Source organism: Paenibacillus ihumii (assembly GCF_001403875.1).
Taxonomy (GTDB): domain Bacteria; phylum Bacillota; class Bacilli; order Paenibacillales; family Paenibacillaceae; genus Fontibacillus; species Fontibacillus ihumii.
Genome location: NZ_LN884299.1, coordinates 1,064,344 through 1,083,144 on the forward strand (window position 1 = coordinate 1,064,344; position 18,801 = coordinate 1,083,144).

Genomic DNA, 18,801 nt, shown 5'->3' on the forward strand with positions numbered 1-18,801 from the left:
CAAAAGTGATATATTATAGTTCATATAATGTATTATGATATTTACATAACCTAAATTGTGGGATATTATAGAGTTGTTAAAATACCATAATGAGGAAGGAGGTGAGTTCTATGCGAAATTCAATCGAATTCGAGGTATACGGTGACTATGCGCTGTTCACCGATCCGCTAACCAAAATGGGCGGAGAGAAGCTGAGCTACCAGATCCCCACGTACCAGTCGCTCAAGGGAATGCTTGAAAGCGTTTACTGGAAACCGACTTTGATTATGATCGTCGATGAAGTTCGAGTGATGAATGCGATACGCATGGAATCCAAGGGCATTCGTCCCATTGATTATAGCGGCGGGAATACCCTAGCAAATTACACTTATATAAGGCAACCAAGGTATCAGGTTAGAGCGCATTTCGAATTTAATATGAATCGTCGAGACATGGCCTATGATCGTAACGAACACAAGCATCATAACATGCTGAAGCGAGCGGTTAAGGCCGGAGGACGCAGAGATATTTTCCTTGGGACGCGGGAATGTCAGGGCTATGTTGAACCTTGCGTGTTTGGAGAAGGCAAAGGAGCTTATGACGATGTAGAAGAATTGCATTTTGGTCATATGGTACACGGCATCAATTACCCGGATGAGACGGGCAGAGATCAGATGGAAGTCCGTTTATGGAACCCTGTAATGAGAAACGGCATCATCCAATTTATACGACCAGAAGAATGCACGCAGGTTCGCAAAATTTCCGATATGAAGCCGAAGTCGTTCAATCAAGCCAATGTTGAATCTGTTGAGGATTTATACGCACAAATTGGAGAGGAGGGCAAGGGATGAGCTGGTTATTGCATTTATATGAGACTTATGAATCGAATTTGGATCGTGTCGGTGAAATTGAGAAGAAATACAATGATCGTGAGTATACCCTTCTGCCCGTCTCCCATACAACGCAGAATGCGCATATTGAAGTAGAAGTCACTGAAGATGGAGAGTTTCACTCCGCGTTCATTATTGATAAAAATGATGCGAGTACTCTTATACCGTGCACAGAGGAATCAGCAAGCCGGGCTGGATCAAAAATAGCGCCTTACCCGCTGCACGATAAATTAAGCTATGTTGCTGGAGATTTTGTTGCTTATGGCGGGCAAATCAAGAAAGAAGAGCCATTTACATATTACATCAAACAACTGGAAGATTGGGCTCAATCTCCTTACGCTACAGCCAAGGTTCGAAGCATTTATAACTATTTAAGAAAAGGACAATTAATTAAGGACCTAGTTCAGGCGAAGATTTTATGCGTTGATGCGAATAACAAGCTAATTGAGAAATGGGATAGCAGATACGAATCGCTGTATCCCGAGAAACCTCTTATTTTCTCAACGGTAACCGGGGGGCAAGACAGTGCATTTATTCGCTTCAATGTGCACTCTCCCAAAGATATTTTAACAAAAGTGTGGAAAGACCGGGAGATGTACGATTCCTTCATTAGATATTACCAGGATTTATTGGGCGGCGAAGAAATTTGTTACGTAACAGGTAAAAATCTGCCGAGCACGGACAAGCATGCGAATAAAATCAGGAATGCTGCGGATAAGGCAAAGCTCATATCAGCTAACGATACTAGCGGTTTTACGTTCAGGGGCCGTTTTAATCAAAGTAACGAAGTCGCCAGTATCAGCTACGAAGTATCTCAAAAAGCTCATAATGCCTTGAAGTGGCTCATTAACCGCCAAGCCAAAATTATAGACCAACGCGTATTTCTGGTATGGGGCAACGACATGCCGGATCTCGCGGACCCGACAGAAGACACTTACTCCATTGATCCTACGCCTGTTACGGTGGTACAAAAAAAGTCATTTACAAACCAGGAATTTGCAAATGAGGTTTCTAAGGCTTTGGAAGGGTATAGAAACGATATTTCATCGGAATCCCAAGTCAACATCATGATTCTTGACTCGGCCACAACTGGACGAATGGCTGTATTGTACTATCGGCACATGGATAAAGAGATGTATTTGGACAGACTGGTGAAGTGGCACTCGACCTGTGTATGGCTGCATCGTTATCGGAAGAATGAACAAGGTGAATTTGTTCAATTCTATGGGGCTCCGGCTACCAAGGATATTGCTTTCGCAGCGTATGGGCCAAGAGCTAATGAGAAAGTCGTAAAAGGATTAATGGAGCGCATGCTGCCATGCATTGTGGATGATCTTAAAATTCCTCAAGACATTGTGACTAGCGTATATCAGCGAGCCTCCAATCCGGTTTCTATGGAGAAATGGGAGTGGGAGAAGACATTGAGTATTGCCTGCGCCCTAATTAACAGACAGGAGGGATTCAATTTGGCATTAGACACGGAAAGTAATGATCGCGACTATCTATTCGGACGATTATTGGCGGTTGCGGATGTCTTAGAAAGATCGGCACTAGGGCGGGAAGAGACGCGAGCGAGCAATGCCATTCGTTATATGAACGCTTTTTCTCGGCACCCCGCAAGAACCTGGATGACGATTCAACAGAGCTTGCAGCCTTATCAGGCCCGAATGGGAACGAAAGCTTCATACTTATCAAAAATCATTGATGAAGTGGCTTCTAGAATAAAGATCGAAGATTTCAACAACAAACCGCTATCTGGCAAATATTTATTGGGTTTCTATAGTCAACGACATGAGCTCTATCAGAAAAGGGAAAATAATAAAGATGCTATAGAAGCGTCTAATGAAGAGGAGAAATCAATATGACCATTTTAGATCATAAAATAGATTTTGCCGTAGTTCTGTCTGTGACGAATGCCAATCCCAACGGGGATCCGTTAAATGGAAACCGTCCTAGACAAAATTATGATGGTCACGGTGAAATCTCGGATGTAGCGATCAAACGTAAAATCAGGAACCGTCTACAAGACATGGGAGAATCCATATTTGTTCAGTCCAACGACCGCAAGTCAGATTCGTTTAACAGTTTGAGAGAGAGGGCGGATGCCAACGCAGAATTGGAGAAAATTCTAAAGTCCAAGACCAGCTCGAGTGATGATTTTGCTAGAATAGCATGCCAAGAATGGCTGGATGTTCGCAGCTTTGGGCAAGTATTTGCTTTTAAAAGCTCTGACAAAGGCGGGGGTGTCTCTGTCGGTGTAAGAGGGCCAGTATCCATTCACACGGCTGTTAGTGTTGATCCTATTAATATTACAAGTATGCAAATTACGAAGAGCGTCAACTCCGAACCGGGGAAAGAGCGCGGTTCAGATACGATGGGAATGAAGCACCGCGTAGACTTTGGGCTGTATGTTTTCTATGGAAGTATTAATACGCAATTGGCGGAGAAAACCGGATTTACGCAAGAGGATGCGAACAAGATGAAGCAGGCGCTGGTCACTCTGTTTGAAAATGACGCGTCGGCAGCAAGGCCGGATGGGAGTATGGAGATTCATAAGGTCTATTGGTGGGAGCATAATTCCAAGCTTGGCCAGTATTCTTCTGCCAAAGTCCATCGTTCGCTGAAGGTGACGCCTAGATCGGAAGAGCCTAAATCTTTCGAGGATTATTCGCTTGAACTTATTGAATTAGAAGGATTAAAGGTTGAAGTGATAGATGGCCTTTAAGGAAGATGACGATTACCTCATGTTATCGGGGATACAGCATTTTCAATTTTGCAAACGACAGTGGGCGCTTATTCATATTGAGCAGCAATGGGAAGAGAACGTCAGAACGATTGAAGGACAATATCTCCATCAGAAGGCGGATCAGCCATTTATCAGAGAGAAGCGTAGGGACAAACTCGTTGTAAGAGCAATGCCCGTCAAGTCTGATGAACTTAAGATCACAGGTATATGCGATGTAGTAGAATTCGTTAAGGACGATGAGGGTGTAGAGATTCATGGTGCTGAAGGGAAATATCGAGCATATCCGGTTGAATACAAGCGGGGAAAACCAAAGTTGAATGATGCTGACTTATTGCAACTAACTGCTCAGGCCATATGTCTGGAAGAAATGCTGTTATGCAATATAGACAAAGGTTTTATGTTTTATAATGAAATAAAGCATAGAGTCGAGGTTGAATTAACTGCCGAAATGAAAGGTAAAGTGAGAATGCTCGTTTCCGAAATGCAGGATTACTACATCCGTAGACTGACACCAAAAGTCAAGACGGGTTCTTTTTGCAACAGCTGTTCCCTTCATTTGATTTGTTTGCCAGAATTAATGAATAAAAGATCTGTAAAGAGCTATATTGAAGGGAAAATTAAGGAATGAAAAAGCTGCTGAACACCCTATTTATTACGCAACCAGATGTTTACTTATCCTTAGATGGAGATAATGTTGTTCTTCTCAAGGAGCAGGAGAAGCTCGGAAGGCTGCCGCTTCACAATCTGGAGTCTATTGTAGCATTTGGTTATACGGGGGCAAGTCCAGCGTTCATGGGGTATTGCGCGGACAGGAATATTTCATTGGTGTTTCTTACGATGAGCGGAAGATTTCTGGCTAGAGTTATTGGAGCAAGCAAAGGCAATGTAGTTCTACGGAAGAAACAGTACCTTCTTTCGGAAAACAAGTTGCTTTCCACTAAAATTGCCCGGAATTTCATTGTAGGCAAAATTTTCAATCATAAATGGATGATTGAGAGAATGACCCGGGACTACCCGCTGCGTGTGAATGTAGATCAATTTAAAGAAGTGTCCCAGCACCTGTCGTCTATTATGATGGATGTACGAGCATGCGAGGATCTGGAGCGATTAAGGGGCTTAGAGGGTCAAGCGGCTGTCAGCTACAATGCATTGCTGGATCAAATGATTCTGCAGCAGAAAGAACATTTTTATTTCCGTACCCGTTCAAGAAGACCGCCATTGGATAACGTAAATGCTATGTTGTCGCTAGCTTATACGTTGTTAGCTAACGATACGGCATCAGCCTTAGAAGCGGTGGGGCTTGATGCATATGTTGGTTTTTTACATCAGGATCGCCCCGGACGAGCTTCTTTAGCCTTAGATGTCATGGAAGAGCTTCGAGGAATCTACGCTGACAAGTTCGTTCTAACTTTAATTAACAAGAAAATCGTCAATCATGAGGACTTCCTTCATAAAGAGAATGGTGCTGTGATCATGGCGGATGAAGCAAGAAAAAAATTCTTAGCAGCTTGGCAGAACAAGAAGCAAGAGAAGATTACACATCCGTATCTTGGCGAGAAAATGTCTTGGGGACTCGTACCTTATGCACAGGCATTGCTTCTGGCGCGTCATTTACGTAATGACTTGGATGAATATCCTCCATTTCTATGGAAGTAGGTGTGAGATATGCTAGTATTAATTACGTATGATGTAAGTACGGTGAGCGGTGCGGGGCAGCGCAGATTGCGAAGGGTATCCAAGGTATGCCAAAACTATGGACAGCGCGTACAAAATTCAGTATTTGAATGTGTGGTCGATGCCGCTCAATTTGCAACTCTAAAGCTAAAGCTTATGGACATTATCGATCCTGACCAGGATAGCCTCCGTTTCTATCAGCTCGGGAATAACTATCGGAATAAGGTTGAGCACATCGGTGTCAAAGAGTCACTAGATTTGGAAGGGCCCCTAATTTTGTAAGGTGCGAATGTGAAGCGAACATGATTCTCCAGGGACATTCGCACCAGATAATAAACTTTAATTATCTAAGATGGAAAAATATACATGACTAAAATTTGATATTATTACGATTATTAGCATAAAAGTTGTTTTATTTGCGTCTATAGCGTCAATATACGTTATAAATCGCAGTCGCATCCCTCGTGGATGCGTGGATTGAAATCAGGATTATGTTGACGCAGGGGTTTGGTGGGGACGTCGCATCCCTCGTGGATGCGTGGATTGAAATGCAAATAATAATACGTTACAAATTCTGGAGCGCGTCGCATCCCTCGTGGATGCGTGGATTGAAATGAGAGTACCAGCTATACGCTTAAGAATTTGCAAGTCGCATCCCTCGTGGATGCGTGGATTGAAATAAAAATCCACCTCCAAAGCAGCAAAAAAGGAGAGGGTCGCATCCCTCGTGGATGCGTGGATTGAAATTGAACACTCTTCCAGCCACACAATGGAAATGTTGGTCGCATCCCTCGTGGATGCGTGGATTGAAATAACAGCGGCAAAGCTTGAACATCCAGCTTTTACCGTCGCATCCCTCGTGGATGCGTGGATTGAAATGTTGATAGGCCGACAATTACCCTGACGGATTTAGAGTCGCATCCCTCGTGGATGCGTGGATTGAAATTTTAATTAATGGGGAACGAACATTTAAGACGTTTTGTCGCATCCCTCGTGGATGCGTGGATTGAAATAGACATATTTCTACCTCCTTAAATAGACTAGGAATGTCGCATCCCTCGTGGATGCGTGGATTGAAATCAGATCCGTTATAGCTGCAGCATGCTCATCTAGGTCGCATCCCTCGTGGATGCGTGGATTGAAATGCATCGAAGTTATTGCTTCCAGGCTCATACTTTGGCAGTCGCATCCCTCGTGGATGCGTGGATTGAAATCATTGACGTGCAATAACTGGACGAAAATTGATAATAGTCGCATCCCTCGTGGATGCGTGGATTGAAATTTCAAATGCTCCACGATCCGTTCCAATGCGTGAGTCGCATCCCTCGTGGATGCGTGGATTGAAATCATATACACGTTATAGTCGTTTATGTCTTCATCGTGTCGCATCCCTCGTGGATGCGTGGATTGAAATCTTTATCAAATCCAGCTCGTGCTGTACGAGAAAACAGTCGCATCCCTCGTGGATGCGTGGATTGAAATACCGATGTGGCTCTCAGACGCGGAAATATTGTATGTCGCATCCCTCGTGGATGCGTGGATTGAAATGTCGCGTCGATAACGTGGCCGGGGCGTAGTGTGACTTCGTCGCATCCCTCGTGGATGCGTGGATTGAAATTGGAGACATATCTCTCCAGGAGTAAAAATTGTGGTCGCATCCCTCGTGGATGCGTGGATTGAAATAAGCAGTCGGAACCGGAGCGCAATTTATATACGAGTCGCATCCCTCGTGGATGCGTGGATTGAAATCTCGCGGTGAAAAAATGAATGCCGTGATGAGAGGGGTCGCATCCCTCGTGGATGCGTGGATTGAAATAACCCGGGTCGTACAGGATTACTGTATCAGCATACGTCGCATCCCTCGTGGATGCGTGGATTGAAATAATCAAAGTCTGAATAAGGGTAAGAGAGAAGCCTCTGGTCGCATCCCTCGTGGATGCGTGGATTGAAATTTCCCTCCCGATCTACTAATTAGCTTCTTAGCAAGCGTCGCATCCCTCGTGGATGCGTGGATTGAAATGCAAAAGGCGATAAGGTACGGTTGGTGAGTGGAGGGTCGCATCCCTCGTGGATGCGTGGATTGAAATGAGATATTCAGGCTCATTTTCTGGCTGATCAACTTAGTCGCATCCCTCGTGGATGCGTGGATTGAAATGATGCCAAGCGAAAAAATAAATTGGGAGCCGTGTCGCATCTCTCGTGGATGCGTGGATTGAAATCGTTTACGCAATATCCTCCACCTCCACATTTGCGTCGCATCCCTCGTGGATGCGTGGATTGAAATTGCTACGGGTCCGAACTGGCGAGGCCGAGTCGAGAGTCGCATCCCTCGTGGATGCGTGGATTGAAATCCAACGACTAAAGGCAACCAATGTATCAGTGGATGTCGCATCCCTCGTGGATGCGTGGATTGAAATAAGCGGGCGTGCGCGCTATCTCTATCCGCGGACGAAGTCGCATCCCTCGTGGATGCGTGGATTGAAATTAATAATAAGGATGAAATTGGCGCAATAGAATTACGTCGCATCCCTCGTGGATGCGTGGATTGAAATTAATTGATGTAGGGAAACTCTTTTTTCATAATCTGCAGTCGCATCCCTCGTGGATGCGTGGATTGAAATCGAGAAGGGATGCGAGTAGGCGAAAAAGAACGTCAGTCGCATCCCTCGCGGATGCGTGGATTGAAATATGATGACCATCTCAATGAAAGAGATCGAGCGAGGTCGCATCCCTCGCGGATGCATGAATTAAAACAGAAACGGCTAACAAAAAACGTATGGAGGCTGTTGTAGCCTAACGCAGCATTTTAAAATTAGAATGAAGAAAAAACAAGGCGCTACTCATCCTGAGCAGCGCCTCCTTTGCGATATTGCAGGGGGGAAATTCCGGTGGTGCGTTTAAAGGCGGTGCTGAAATAATGCTGGGTTTCGTAGCCGACCTGCCTGGAGATCTCGGCGATGGTCAGGTCGGTGCCGTTCAGCAGCTGGGACGCCCGGCGAATGCGGATTTGTGTCAAATAGCTGTTGAACGAGGTATCCAGCTCCTGCTTGATCATTCGGCTCAAATATACCGGAGAAGATTGCAGCTGCTGGGCCATGGACTCCAGGGTCAGCGTGCAATCGCCGTAGTGCTCCAGCATATACTGCTTGGCTCTGCGCACCAGGGGGGAGACGGCGGTCTCCTTCAGCACGGCGGATTTGCATCTTCGGTAGGCGGACGGCATTGCGGTAACGTCCCCTTCTCCTTCGATTAAATGGACGTCAACGGCCACCTTCAGGTAAGTCCGCACCGATGATTCGATTTGATGGAAATCGGCATCGGCCGAGAAGCTCCATAGCAGCACTACGATAACGCCGAAGGGGTCGCGGAAGATGACCTTCGGATAGGAGGCGAGCAGCTCGGCTGCAATGTTCTCGATCGCAAACAAGTAGAGCTGGCGCTCGCTCTCCTTCATCAGCGGCTGCGGTGCTGCCGCCTCGCGCAGGCGGATCATGCCAAGCAGGGCGGGGGCCGTCACGGGCAATTGGAGAAAAGCCAGCTGCTCCACGATTTCCTCCTCGGTCATGCTGCCGTCCATCCATTCCTGGCAGAACCGCTCCCGCAGCAGAGGATAGCTCCTCGTAATTTGCCGGGAAGCAGTCTGCAGATGCTGCTGCTGGATCGCCTCCGCTTCGAGCTCATCCCTGACCTGGCGCAGCACCTTCTCCAGCTGCGTCGGATTGGCAGGCTTCAGAATGTAATCCTTGACCTGCAGCCGGATCGCCGTCTGGGCATAGGCGAATTCGTCATGGCCCGTAATAATGACGATTTTGCAATCCGGCAGCTCCTCGCGAATATGCTTCATCAGCTCGATCCCATCCATGATGGGCATATTGAGATCGACAAGCAGAATGTCGATCTGATGCCGGAGGGCGAGCTCCAGCGCTTCCTCGCCGTCCTCGGCTTCCGCCGCGACCTGCAGCCGCAGCTTCTCCCAATCGACGCTCTCCCGGATGCCTTCGCGAATAATGAACTCATCGTCGGCGATAAGCACCTTCCAGCGGTGATCCGGGACAGGCGAAGACTGCGCAGACTGATTTAACATTAGCGATCAACTCCATTTGGAATATCATGGTCCCGCAAGAGCGGATGAATTATGGTTACCGTCGTTCCCTCGCCGAGGACACTGTCCAGGCTCAGGCCATATTTAGGGCCAAACGTAAGCCGCAGCCGGGCTTGTACGTTCAAGATACCGTATCCCTTCGTTTCTCCGGCCGTGCTAGCAGCCTCGCCAGCCGATGGTTTAACCCAATTTCCTCCAGATGCTGAGCCGGCTCCCGGTTCCTCGTCGGAGCCCGCCACCTGCTCCAGAGCCTGGCGCAGCCCGGACAGCTTCTGCGGTGTCATGCCTTTGCCGCTGTCGCGGATGATGATGACCAGATCGCCGCCCTGTTCGTACGCTTCAATCTCAATCCATCCCGGGCCGCGGCGCTCCTTAATCCCGTGATAAATCGCATTTTCCACGATCGGCTGGAGAATCAGCTTCAGCACGTTAAGCCCCTGCACGGCCGGATCGACCTTCAGCTCGTAATCCAGCTTGTTCTGGTATCGGACGTGCTGGATCTGCAAATAACTGCGGATATGCTCTATTTCATCGGATAATGGAATGATGACATTGCCTTTGCTCAGTCCGATTCGGAACAGCTTGGACAGCGATTCAGCCATCTCGGCGATATCTACAGCCCCTTTTCGGCGGGCCATCCAGTGGATGGTATCCAGCGTGTTGTATAGAAAATGCGGCTTAATATGCGCCTGCAGACTGCTGAGCTCGGCCTCGCGCTTTTGCCTTTCCTGCCGTTCCGTCAAGGAAAGGAGCCGATTGATCTGCAGGAGCATTTCATTAAAGCGGCGGCCAAGCAGGCCGACCTCGTCCGAACGGTCGCCCCAGTAGCGGATCGTCAAATCTCCCGATTGAGCCTTCTGCATGAAGGACATCAGCTGCCCGATCGGCCGGGAGATGGAGTGCGCCAGATAGAAGGAGGCCGTCATCCCGAGCAGGCAGACGACGAACACGAAGCTGACGACATAGAAGCGGATTTCCCGCATTTCCGAGATAGAATCCTCCGTGCTAAAGACGCCGACCGTCGTCCAGTTCGTGAATGGGGATACCCGGTAAATGAATTGCAGCTTCCGCCCGTCCGCTTGATGGGAATACGTTCCCGAACCGTCCTGGCTCAGCCATTCCAGCGGAATATGGTCGATGTACGGATCAGGAGGAGCATAGATCAGCTCGCCGCTGCTGTCGATGACCGTGAGGTAGCCGGTTTTGCCCAGTCTGACGTCCTGCGCCGTTTCTGCTATGACTCTCAGCTTCAAATCGATGAGAACAACGCCTTTAACCTGCTGCGTATCGGGATCAAGAATCGCTCTTACCGCCGATACGACCTCGCTGTTTTTATAATGGACATGGTTTGTGACGCTGCGGCTGCGGGGATGGCCGACGATTTTGAATATTCCTTTATTGCGGACGGCTTCCTGATACCAGGACTCGCTTCTCAAGTCGCTGGGCGTCCGTGCATACATTTCATTGCTGATATATTCGCCGTCACTGTTGACGATCATGATGCCGGCGACCTCCGAGTGCAGTGTCGTGAAGCCCTGCAGGAACTTGCGAATATCGTAATGATCCTCCTCCTGAACAGTTTCGGGCGCAGGGACGGGCTTGCCGCCGGGCTCCAGGAAGCGCTGAACATCCGGATTAAAGGCGATAAGGAACGTCATGTTCTGTAAATTTTCCACATAGGTCTCAAGGGACTCATTCACCTTGCCGATCAGCTGCAGCGTGTTGTTCGTGACCTGGCGATCCAGAACCCGATCCACAGTCCAGTGAATAAGGAATCCGAGGCCGATAGACGGCAAGATGCTGATCAGCAGAAAATGAATAATCAATTTATAGCGGATCGGCAGGTTATTGAATGACAATTGGCGTACCCCCGCTGACGTAAATTTATTTCGCATAGTAATCATCCACATTCTGCCGCGTTACGACGGTGATCCCGGTATCCACCTGCTCGGGAACGGGAGGCGTGCCCGGGATTTGCGCGGTGTTCAGATCATGCCCCAAGGAGAATAGAAACTGCAGCGACCAGTAGCCCATATTCCAGGTGCCTTGAGCCATCGTCGCGGAAATATCTCCGCTTTTCACGAGATCCAGTGTGCCTTTGTCGGTATCGAAGCTGATGATTTTCGGGCGTTGAACCCCGCCGATTTCCCGCACGGCTTCCGCGACCCCGATACCGCCGTTCGCCTCCGTGGCAAAAATGCCCGCAACATCAGGATAAGCCCCCAAGATCTCCTCGGCGGATTGCCGGGAATAAATCTGATCCCCCTTGCCGTTCTTGACGGCAACGACCTTCATTTCCGGGTAGCTCTGCTGGATCGTAGCGAGGAAGCCGTCGGTTCTTTCCTGATGGTTCTGCTGGTTCGGCGCGGTGACTACTGCGACCTGGCCGCGTTCGTTCGTCAGCTCCGCCATTTTATGCGCAGCCTTGACGCCTGCGGAATAATTATTCGTACCGAGGAAGGAGTAAGCCTTGCTCCCCGGCGCGTCGGAATCGAACAGCACGACGGGAATCCCCGCGTCCACCGCCTTGTTGATCGTCTCCGTCAAATCGACGGGGTGGATCGCCGAGATCGCAATGCCCGCCGGCTTTTTGGCGATGATTTGCTCCAGCACCGTGATCTGCTCATGGACGTCACGCTGCGTCGAGCCGCGGTATTCGACAGACACATTCAGCACCTGGGCAGCGTCCTCGAAGCCCTTCAGGCTGCTTTTCCAATAATCGATCCCCATTTGAAAGGTGACCATCACGTACTTTTCATCGATTTCGCCTCGCAAGCCTGCCGTCTTCCACTGCTCGTTCAAGTGGCTTTGAGATCTGTAATCCAGTACATACAGCAGAAAAAAGCCGATCAGCAGCAAATATACAATCCCAATCTTCTTCATACTGAAACCCCTTTCAAAAAACGAGCCTGGACACATCATACTACGAAACTTCGCTGAAATATATCGTTTTTCGCAGGTGGAGCAGGGCCGTCCAGGAGCCGGACGGGCAAAAGGCCGTCCTTAACGCAGCTCGTATCTCTGCAGCTAAAGACAGCCTATAGGCTGAAGCATGATCGCTTCTACTTAGGACGACATCGCCTTGTTTATTCCTGTGCCGGCACCTCTGCGGTCTTATCCGCTTGCTTGCTCTCTTTGCTGGCCTTGGATTCTTTATTCTCGACCTCATGGACATCATAAAGCACCCGGGCGAGCAAATCCTGGCTATAGTTGCCGAAATGCTTGCCATAAATCGTCAGGCCTCGCTTGTTGACCGGCTTGTCGGTCACCGCGATTCGGAAGGTCAGCTCGCTCTTGTAGTCCAGCTTGATCTGATCGATCGTGACGTCCGAAATCCGGCATCCGTCGATGAAGCTTCCCTCGTTATTGATGCGGATCAGCTTAAGCATGCCGTATTGGTTCAAGTGAGGCGGCCACCAGTCGGGGTTGAAGGTGCCCCGGGCATCGCCGAAGTCACCCGGACTTGTCCAGTAGCCGATTTCGATGCCATTAATGTAAAAATAAATATCGGACGGATAGTTGTCATTGAAGCCAGGCGCTTCCGAGCTTAGCTCCATCGAGAACTGAATTTCGCGAAACGTCTGGTTCGGCTTCAAATAGTTAGGAATCCGATACTCCAGGAACCCGTCAGCGAGCCAAATGATCTCCGAGTCAATGCGCTGCGGGTCAGCAAAATAGCGAGGGTCGTCGAAATCGCCGATGATGCTGTCCTTCGTCGCTAATCCGCAGGTAGGAGCCGCTTGATAATCGCTGTAGTGCCCGACCTGGATTTCGACCTCGTACAAGTTCTCTACATCCTTGCTCCGCAGGTCAACCATTAACTTGTCTTTGTTCAAATAACAGATTTTCTGAATTCCGTGCTTGCCTACAGTCGTATTAATTTCAATGAGCCCGCTTTCCTCGAGCTTCCGAATGTGCATCGTGATGGCGCCGTTGCTTAGATTGAGCTTGTTAGCCAGATCGTTCAGGTTCAAGGATTGATTGTTCGCCAGCAGCTCAAGAATTTGAATGCGAATTTCCGAGCCCAATGCTTTGAATATATCGATCCCGCTCATTAGATCTTTAATATAGATCATCTACCGTACCAGCCTCCGAAAAAAAGTGATTGCATTTCCGTTTGTTTCAAACAATTATAAACCAACTTTTCTGAAAATGAAAGCAAATAATTGAATAATGTAACAATAATGCAGATTATCACAAATATTAACAAATTACCACCCTACTATTTTAAATTATTATGAAGTTTATTTCAGGGTGAGTCGGTTATAAATCGACAAATTATCATCTTTTTAAACTAATATCGGCGAATGAACAAAATTGTTTTATGTAGTAATGAAAAGATTTATGTATATACCTTTGCTCTGCGTTTTACGTATGCTATTTTATAGCTGTAAGCGAATTCATTTAGTGATGATGCAATCAGTTTATGCTTAATTGAAACAAGAGGGTGATAATTCACCAACGCGATCATAGAAAAAAGGAATGCATGCTTTGCGGTGACTACCTGCTTCGAAATTTTGGCTGGAGCTGTACTATGGGTTGGCTTAGAGAGGCGGCTCCTCATGCGGAGCCGGATTTACAATCCCGGGCGGGCTATTCTCTCTGTTGATCGATCCTTAGTCAGCTGGGAGCTCAAATAAGTTTTACCTTTTTGATGCTATTTACGTGGAAATTAATTATCCGGTGATGGTGATATTTGCGGAGAGTTCGTCTCGAACCGTTCGTTTGAGGATCAATTCTGATAACCCGGTGCCTTTCAATAAGCCCTTGGCCAAATTGGCCAAGGGCTTTCCTTGGTATCATACCGAACCCCCGAAGCAGAATACCGACTAATGCTTCAACGCCTTGCATCGTTAATCTCCCAGCACCAAGGATATTGGTTTTCGTTGGTTTGTCGCTGGCCGATGCTGTCTATCAAGTAGATCATGCCATCTGCCGGCCCTCGCCCGTCCGCGTTTTGCGTTTGCTCATCCGCTAATTTGCTTGTTTGCCTTGAGTAAATATGACACCCTCTTTACAGTAACTGTATTTCATACATTAAGATTCTGTCGTTTACGCGCTAAATGTACAACTAACTGCATTTCCTGCATTCAGAAATGATGATTTTAAGAGTAGTGGGGCGTTTTGGCATGATCTAGATGTAGGAAATGCATTCATCTAACCCAAATGAGCACAATAACACCAAAATGGATGTATTAAGTGCAACTAGATTCTGGGCATGTCCACTAGTTCGGGTTTATTCCATCAACCAAGCTATAACTCGCCACGTAGCAGATCCCCCCATGTCAAACTACTCTAAAATTTACATCCTGCCGGTGTATGCGTGTGACATCCCGCCTATATACTTGTGCAGTTTCAACCTCCAGCGGTGCAGTATTATGCTGCAGGATAGGGAGCCGTCAAGGATATCCACTATCCCCCGAGTCCCGCATGTCCCGTTGATACCCACCGCTATACCGGCACCCAACCATATCCTCGCAATCCCACCAACCCCACCAACCCCACCAACCCCACCAATCCCAACCAACTACCCTGTATACCCTAGCATTTCCCGAAATTATGAATATATCAACGGATATATTATATATTTATATAAAATTAATACGGGATTAAGAGAAGGAATATTGCTCTAATTAACCTTAGCATGTCTAAATAGCAAATTAACTTCATACATTTATAAAAAGGTTTACATTTCACTGTTTACATTCTATATTTCATGTGTTATTTTATATTTGCAAGCGCATTCATTGAATTATTATAAAATCATTTTATGTTTAATTGAAATGGAAGGTGAAGAATTTGTCCACAACATCAGCATCATCTGGAGGAAGCGCTTGAGCTGGAATGCGATGTGCGCGGTTTTGAGAAGTACCGGGTGATAGAGCATATCGTGCTCGAGCATGAGGACCTTAAAGCGGTGAATACCGCCGCCGAGGAGAAGGTGAAGCCGCATTCGGGGGGAGATGCCGCTTGTCAGGACGGCTATGTGAATTCCCGCCTGGCGAAGGCTTCCTGGAACGTCATACGGCTAAAGAAGGCGTAGTCAAGAACCTAGCGCCGGATTTAGTTGGATGTATATAGCTTTATTACTTCTATGATCTGCACTTAAAAATTTTAAGGAGGTCAGCTATGAAGCAAAGATGGTTTATTGTGTTTGTTGTAATGTCAATGACGCTCATGTTATTTGGGTGCGGACAATCGCCCAAGAGCGCGGGAGGAGAAACCTCGGTTCTCGACGCAGGGGCAGGTGAAGGGGCAACAGAATTGTCCTATTGGACATTCGTAGAGCTACACGGACAACATTTTGAGAAGATGCTTGGAAAATGGAATGAGGCCAACCAGGATCGGCAAATCAAGTTGAATGTGACCGTAATGCCTTATGATGACATGCATAATAAACTATCGATCGCGGTGCAGACAGGGGTAGGAGCCCCGGATATCGCGGATATTGAGCTGGGCAAGTTTCCTGATTTTCTGGCGGGAACTCCCCAATTGGAGCCGCTGAATGATGTCATTGACCCGTACCGGGACACGATCGTGAAATCCAGGGTCGATCTGTACAGTAAGGAGGGACAGAATTACGGCATCCCTACCCATGTAGGCGCATCGGTTGCGTTCTACAATACGGAGCTTCTGGAGCAGGCCGGCGTCGACTATAAGACGATCGTAACCTGGGAGGATTTCAAGCAAGCTGGAATTAGAGTATATGAAGAAACCGGCAAATACATGGGAACCGCGGATACCAGCGCAACCTGGCAGACCTCAATGCTGCTTGCGCAGCAGGGCAGTGATTTTACAGACGAATCCGGCAAGCCCGTCGTCAATTCCGAACCAATGATTAAAGGCCTAACGATTTTGAAGGATTTGCAGGATCACAACGTCATTGCAACCATCGCCGGGGGACAGCCCGATACGGAAGAGGCCTATGGCGAATTTAATTCCGGCAACTACGCCGCGGCCTTTATGCCCTTATGGCAAATGTCGAGATACACCAACTATATGAAGGACTTGTCGGGCAAAATAGCGATCGCACCGATCCCTGTCATCGAGAAAGGGATGCCGCGATCCGTGGGCGGAGGCGGTACGGGAACCGTAGTCACGAAGACGGCCAAGGATGTTCAGCTGGCCAAGGATTTTCTCGCTTTTGCCAAATTATCGCTGGATGCGAACCAGGAAATCTGGAACACGCTTGGCTTTGATCCGGTCAATATGGATGTTTGGAACATGCAGGATGTCACGCATAATCCGGACAATCAATTCGTGCAATATTTTCAAAATAATCCGTTCGATGTTCTGAATGAAATCAAGGACGAAATCCAGCTGATCAAATCGACTTCGGCGACGCCTACGATTAATAATGTGCTCTGTACCATTACATTAAATGAAATATTTGAAGACGGCAGAGATATAAAGGAAGCCTTGGATGCAGCCCAGGCGCAAATTGAACAGGAATTGAAATAACGCCAGCTTGTTTATCCATTCATGACGAGCTGCTCTTTAGCGAGGGTAGCTCCACTCCATTTTAAAAAGGAGTAGTGCGATGATCAAGAAATTTCTCTACTCACAAAAGGTTGCTCCTTATGTTTTTGTGCTGCCTTTTATAGCCGTATTCATCTTTTTCTGGGTATACCCACTAGGCAGCTCTTTCGGGATGAGCTTTCAGAAAATACAGCTAGGCCAGGAGGCGAGCTGGATCGGCTTCAGCAACTACGAGAAGCTGATGGGCGACGGTGTTTTCCTCAAGGCCGTCACGAACAGTGCCGTTTACATGGTGCTGACCCTGGCTATATTGATCCCCTTTCCCATGCTGTTCGCAGTGCTGATCAACAATAAATTCATGTGGGGAAGAGATTTCTTCAAAGCTTCGTTCTTCTTCCCGGCGCTTACCTCTGTTGTCGTGGCAGGTACGATATTCAGATTGATGTTCGGCGAAATGGAAGGCTCTTTGATCAACAGCGTGCTTGGCTGGTTTGGAATCGGGCCGGTCAAATTTCTGAAAGGGCAGGTTACCGGCTTTGTCGCCTTGGTGTCGCTAGCGACCTGGAGATGGACCGGGGTCAATATGCTTTATTTCCTGGCTGGCCTCAAAAATATTCCCGACGAATACTACGAAGCCGCCTCGATTGACGGTGCATCGCCCTTCCAGAAATTCACGCGGATTACGATGCCTTTATTGAAGCCGACTACGATTTATGTATTAACGATCAGCATTTATGCGGGCCTCGCTATGTTCATCGAGAGTATGATGCTGTGGAACGGCAATAACTCTCCGAAGAACATCGGACTGACCATTGTCGGATATTTGTATCGGCAGGGAATCGAGAAGAACAATTTGGGATATGCGGCGGCTGTCGGCATTGTGCTCCTGATGATCACGATGATCATCAACCTGACGCAGCTGGCATTTTCCGGGATGTTCAAGAAGGAGGATTGACGAATGAGCCGGGATATTTCTATCAAAATCGTCCTCTTCGTACTTTTTGCGGGTCTATGCGCCCTGATTCTCATTCCTTTCTATGCCGTTGCCATTGCGTCCTTCAAGCCAGGAGAGGATTTAATTCGGTACGGGCTTAACTTAAGCTTTGACCTGTCCGTTATGAATTTGGATAATTTCGTTTATTTGTTTACCGGCAATCATGCGTACTTTACTTGGTTCTTCAACTCGCTGCTGCTGACGATCGTCCAGGTCGTGTTGACCTTGCTGGTCAGCGCGACGGTAGCCTACGGATTTTCGGCGTATGAATTCAAGGGGAAGAACTTTCTATTCATCTGCGTGCTGTTAATCATGATGGTGCCGTTTGAAATATTGCTGCTTCCGCTGTATACGCTGACTCACAACATCGGTCTTATGAACTCTTACTCGGCGATTGTGCTGCCGGGCATCGCCAGCGCGGCAACGATCTTCTTCTTCCGGCAATATTTAAGAGGCGTGCCGAAGGAGATGATTGCCGCAGGGCGGGTGGATGGCGCCTCCGAATACGGCATTTACCTGCGAATTATTTTACCTGTGATGAAGCCGTCATTTGCGGCCATGGCCATTCTAAACGGCATGAACAGCTGGAATAACTTCCTCTGGCCGTTTATGGTTCTCAGCGATGCCGGGAAGTACACGCTTCCGATCGGCCTGAAGACGCTGCTGACGCCATATGGCAACAACTATGACCTGTTGATCGTCGGATCGTTTTTCTCCATTATTCCTATTTTCATTTTATTCGTGGCTTTTCAGAAGTATTTTATCGACGGCATGACGGCTGGAGCGGTGAAAGGTTAGTTTTAAACTGGTTTTTATAATAGCAGGCAGCCGTTTTTAATTAAATATATATAGGAAATGTATGAGGCAACTCCCTATTTTAAGAGCACCGTTAGGTGCTTTTTCTTCATTATGCATCTCTTTCATATCTTATGGCTTC

The 18,801-nt window shown here is 47.7% G+C and carries 13 protein-coding genes, 1 pseudogene and 1 CRISPR repeat array; of the genes and pseudogenes, 10 read left to right on the forward strand and 4 right to left on the reverse strand.

Annotated features, from left to right (window positions below; all coding sequences use genetic code 11):
• The first annotated feature begins 110 nt into the window (after positions 1–110).
• Genes cas5c through cas2 form a run of 6 tightly spaced genes read left to right on the forward strand, consistent with a single transcriptional unit; the run spans position 111 to position 5,571 of the window.
• Complete coding sequence (gene cas5c / locus BN2762_RS12400) at positions 111–830, forward strand: type I-C CRISPR-associated protein Cas5c (RefSeq protein WP_055107285.1); 720 nt, start codon at positions 111–113, stop codon at positions 828–830.
• Positions 827–2,734 carry a type I-C CRISPR-associated protein Cas8c/Csd1 gene (gene cas8c, locus BN2762_RS12405; RefSeq protein WP_055107286.1) on the forward strand — a complete coding sequence of 636 codons (1,908 nt, stop codon included), beginning with the start codon at positions 827–829 and terminating at the stop codon, positions 2,732–2,734. Before cas5c ends, cas8c begins: the two co-directional genes overlap by 4 nt.
• A complete protein-coding gene (gene cas7c / locus BN2762_RS12410) occupies positions 2,731–3,594 on the forward strand; it encodes a type I-C CRISPR-associated protein Cas7/Csd2 (RefSeq protein ID WP_055107287.1) in 864 nt (287 codons plus the stop codon). The genes cas8c and cas7c overlap by 4 nt, the downstream gene beginning before the upstream one ends.
• On the forward strand, positions 3,584–4,243 hold the full coding sequence (gene cas4 / locus BN2762_RS12415; protein ID WP_055107288.1) for a CRISPR-associated protein Cas4: 660 nt from the start codon (positions 3,584–3,586) through the stop codon (positions 4,241–4,243). The genes cas7c and cas4 overlap by 11 nt, the downstream gene beginning before the upstream one ends.
• Positions 4,240–5,271, forward strand: coding sequence for a type I-C CRISPR-associated endonuclease Cas1c (gene cas1c / locus BN2762_RS12420; protein WP_055107289.1), 1,032 nt, complete (start codon positions 4,240–4,242; stop codon positions 5,269–5,271). Before cas4 ends, cas1c begins: the two co-directional genes overlap by 4 nt.
• A gap of 9 nt (positions 5,272–5,280) precedes the next feature.
• A complete protein-coding gene (gene cas2, locus BN2762_RS12425; RefSeq protein ID WP_055107290.1) occupies positions 5,281–5,571 on the forward strand; it encodes a CRISPR-associated endonuclease Cas2 in 291 nt (96 codons plus the stop codon).
• Between the two features lie 170 nt (positions 5,572–5,741).
• Positions 5,742–8,043: a CRISPR direct-repeat array (repeat unit 32 nt; unit sequence GTCGCATCCCTCGTGGATGCGTGGATTGAAAT).
• Positions 8,044–8,125: 82 nt separating this feature from the next.
• On the opposite strand, the gene BN2762_RS12430 is transcribed toward cas2, so the two are convergent.
• From BN2762_RS12430 to BN2762_RS12445, 4 genes are all read right to left on the reverse strand, one after another.
• The gene (locus tag BN2762_RS12430) at positions 8,126–9,373 is read right to left on the reverse strand and encodes a response regulator (protein ID WP_055107291.1); all 1,248 of its coding nucleotides are present in this window, start codon (positions 9,371–9,373) and stop codon (positions 8,126–8,128) included.
• Positions 9,373–11,286, reverse strand: coding sequence for a cache domain-containing sensor histidine kinase (locus tag BN2762_RS12435; protein WP_055107292.1), 1,914 nt, complete (start codon positions 11,284–11,286; stop codon positions 9,373–9,375). The genes BN2762_RS12430 and BN2762_RS12435 overlap by 1 nt, the downstream gene beginning before the upstream one ends.
• On the reverse strand, positions 11,276–12,274 hold the full coding sequence (locus BN2762_RS12440) for a substrate-binding domain-containing protein (RefSeq protein WP_055107293.1): 999 nt from the start codon (positions 12,272–12,274) through the stop codon (positions 11,276–11,278). The genes BN2762_RS12435 and BN2762_RS12440 overlap by 11 nt, the downstream gene beginning before the upstream one ends.
• Positions 12,275–12,477: 203 nt before the next feature.
• Positions 12,478–13,467: an ArsR/SmtB family transcription factor gene (locus BN2762_RS12445; RefSeq protein WP_055107294.1), complete on the reverse strand. Its 990-nt coding sequence runs from the start codon at positions 13,465–13,467 to the stop codon at positions 12,478–12,480.
• Positions 13,468–15,209: 1,742 nt separating this feature from the next.
• Between BN2762_RS12445 and BN2762_RS12455 the strand changes: the two are divergent.
• From BN2762_RS12455 to BN2762_RS12470, 4 genes and pseudogenes are all read left to right on the forward strand, one after another.
• A pseudogene (locus tag BN2762_RS12455) lies at positions 15,210–15,434 on the forward strand (alpha-L-arabinofuranosidase C-terminal domain-containing protein); the annotation flags it as partial.
• A gap of 86 nt (positions 15,435–15,520) precedes the next feature.
• Positions 15,521–16,852 carry an ABC transporter substrate-binding protein gene (locus BN2762_RS12460; protein ID WP_055107297.1) on the forward strand — a complete coding sequence of 444 codons (1,332 nt, stop codon included), beginning with the start codon at positions 15,521–15,523 and terminating at the stop codon, positions 16,850–16,852.
• A 79-nt stretch (positions 16,853–16,931) separates the two neighbouring features.
• Positions 16,932–17,825 carry a carbohydrate ABC transporter permease gene (locus tag BN2762_RS12465; protein ID WP_055107298.1) on the forward strand — a complete coding sequence of 298 codons (894 nt, stop codon included), beginning with the start codon at positions 16,932–16,934 and terminating at the stop codon, positions 17,823–17,825.
• A gap of 3 nt (positions 17,826–17,828) precedes the next feature.
• Entirely contained in the window at positions 17,829–18,662 is an 834-nt protein-coding gene (locus BN2762_RS12470; protein ID WP_055107299.1) for a carbohydrate ABC transporter permease, read from the forward strand.
• The last annotated feature ends 139 nt before the right edge of the window (positions 18,663–18,801 follow it).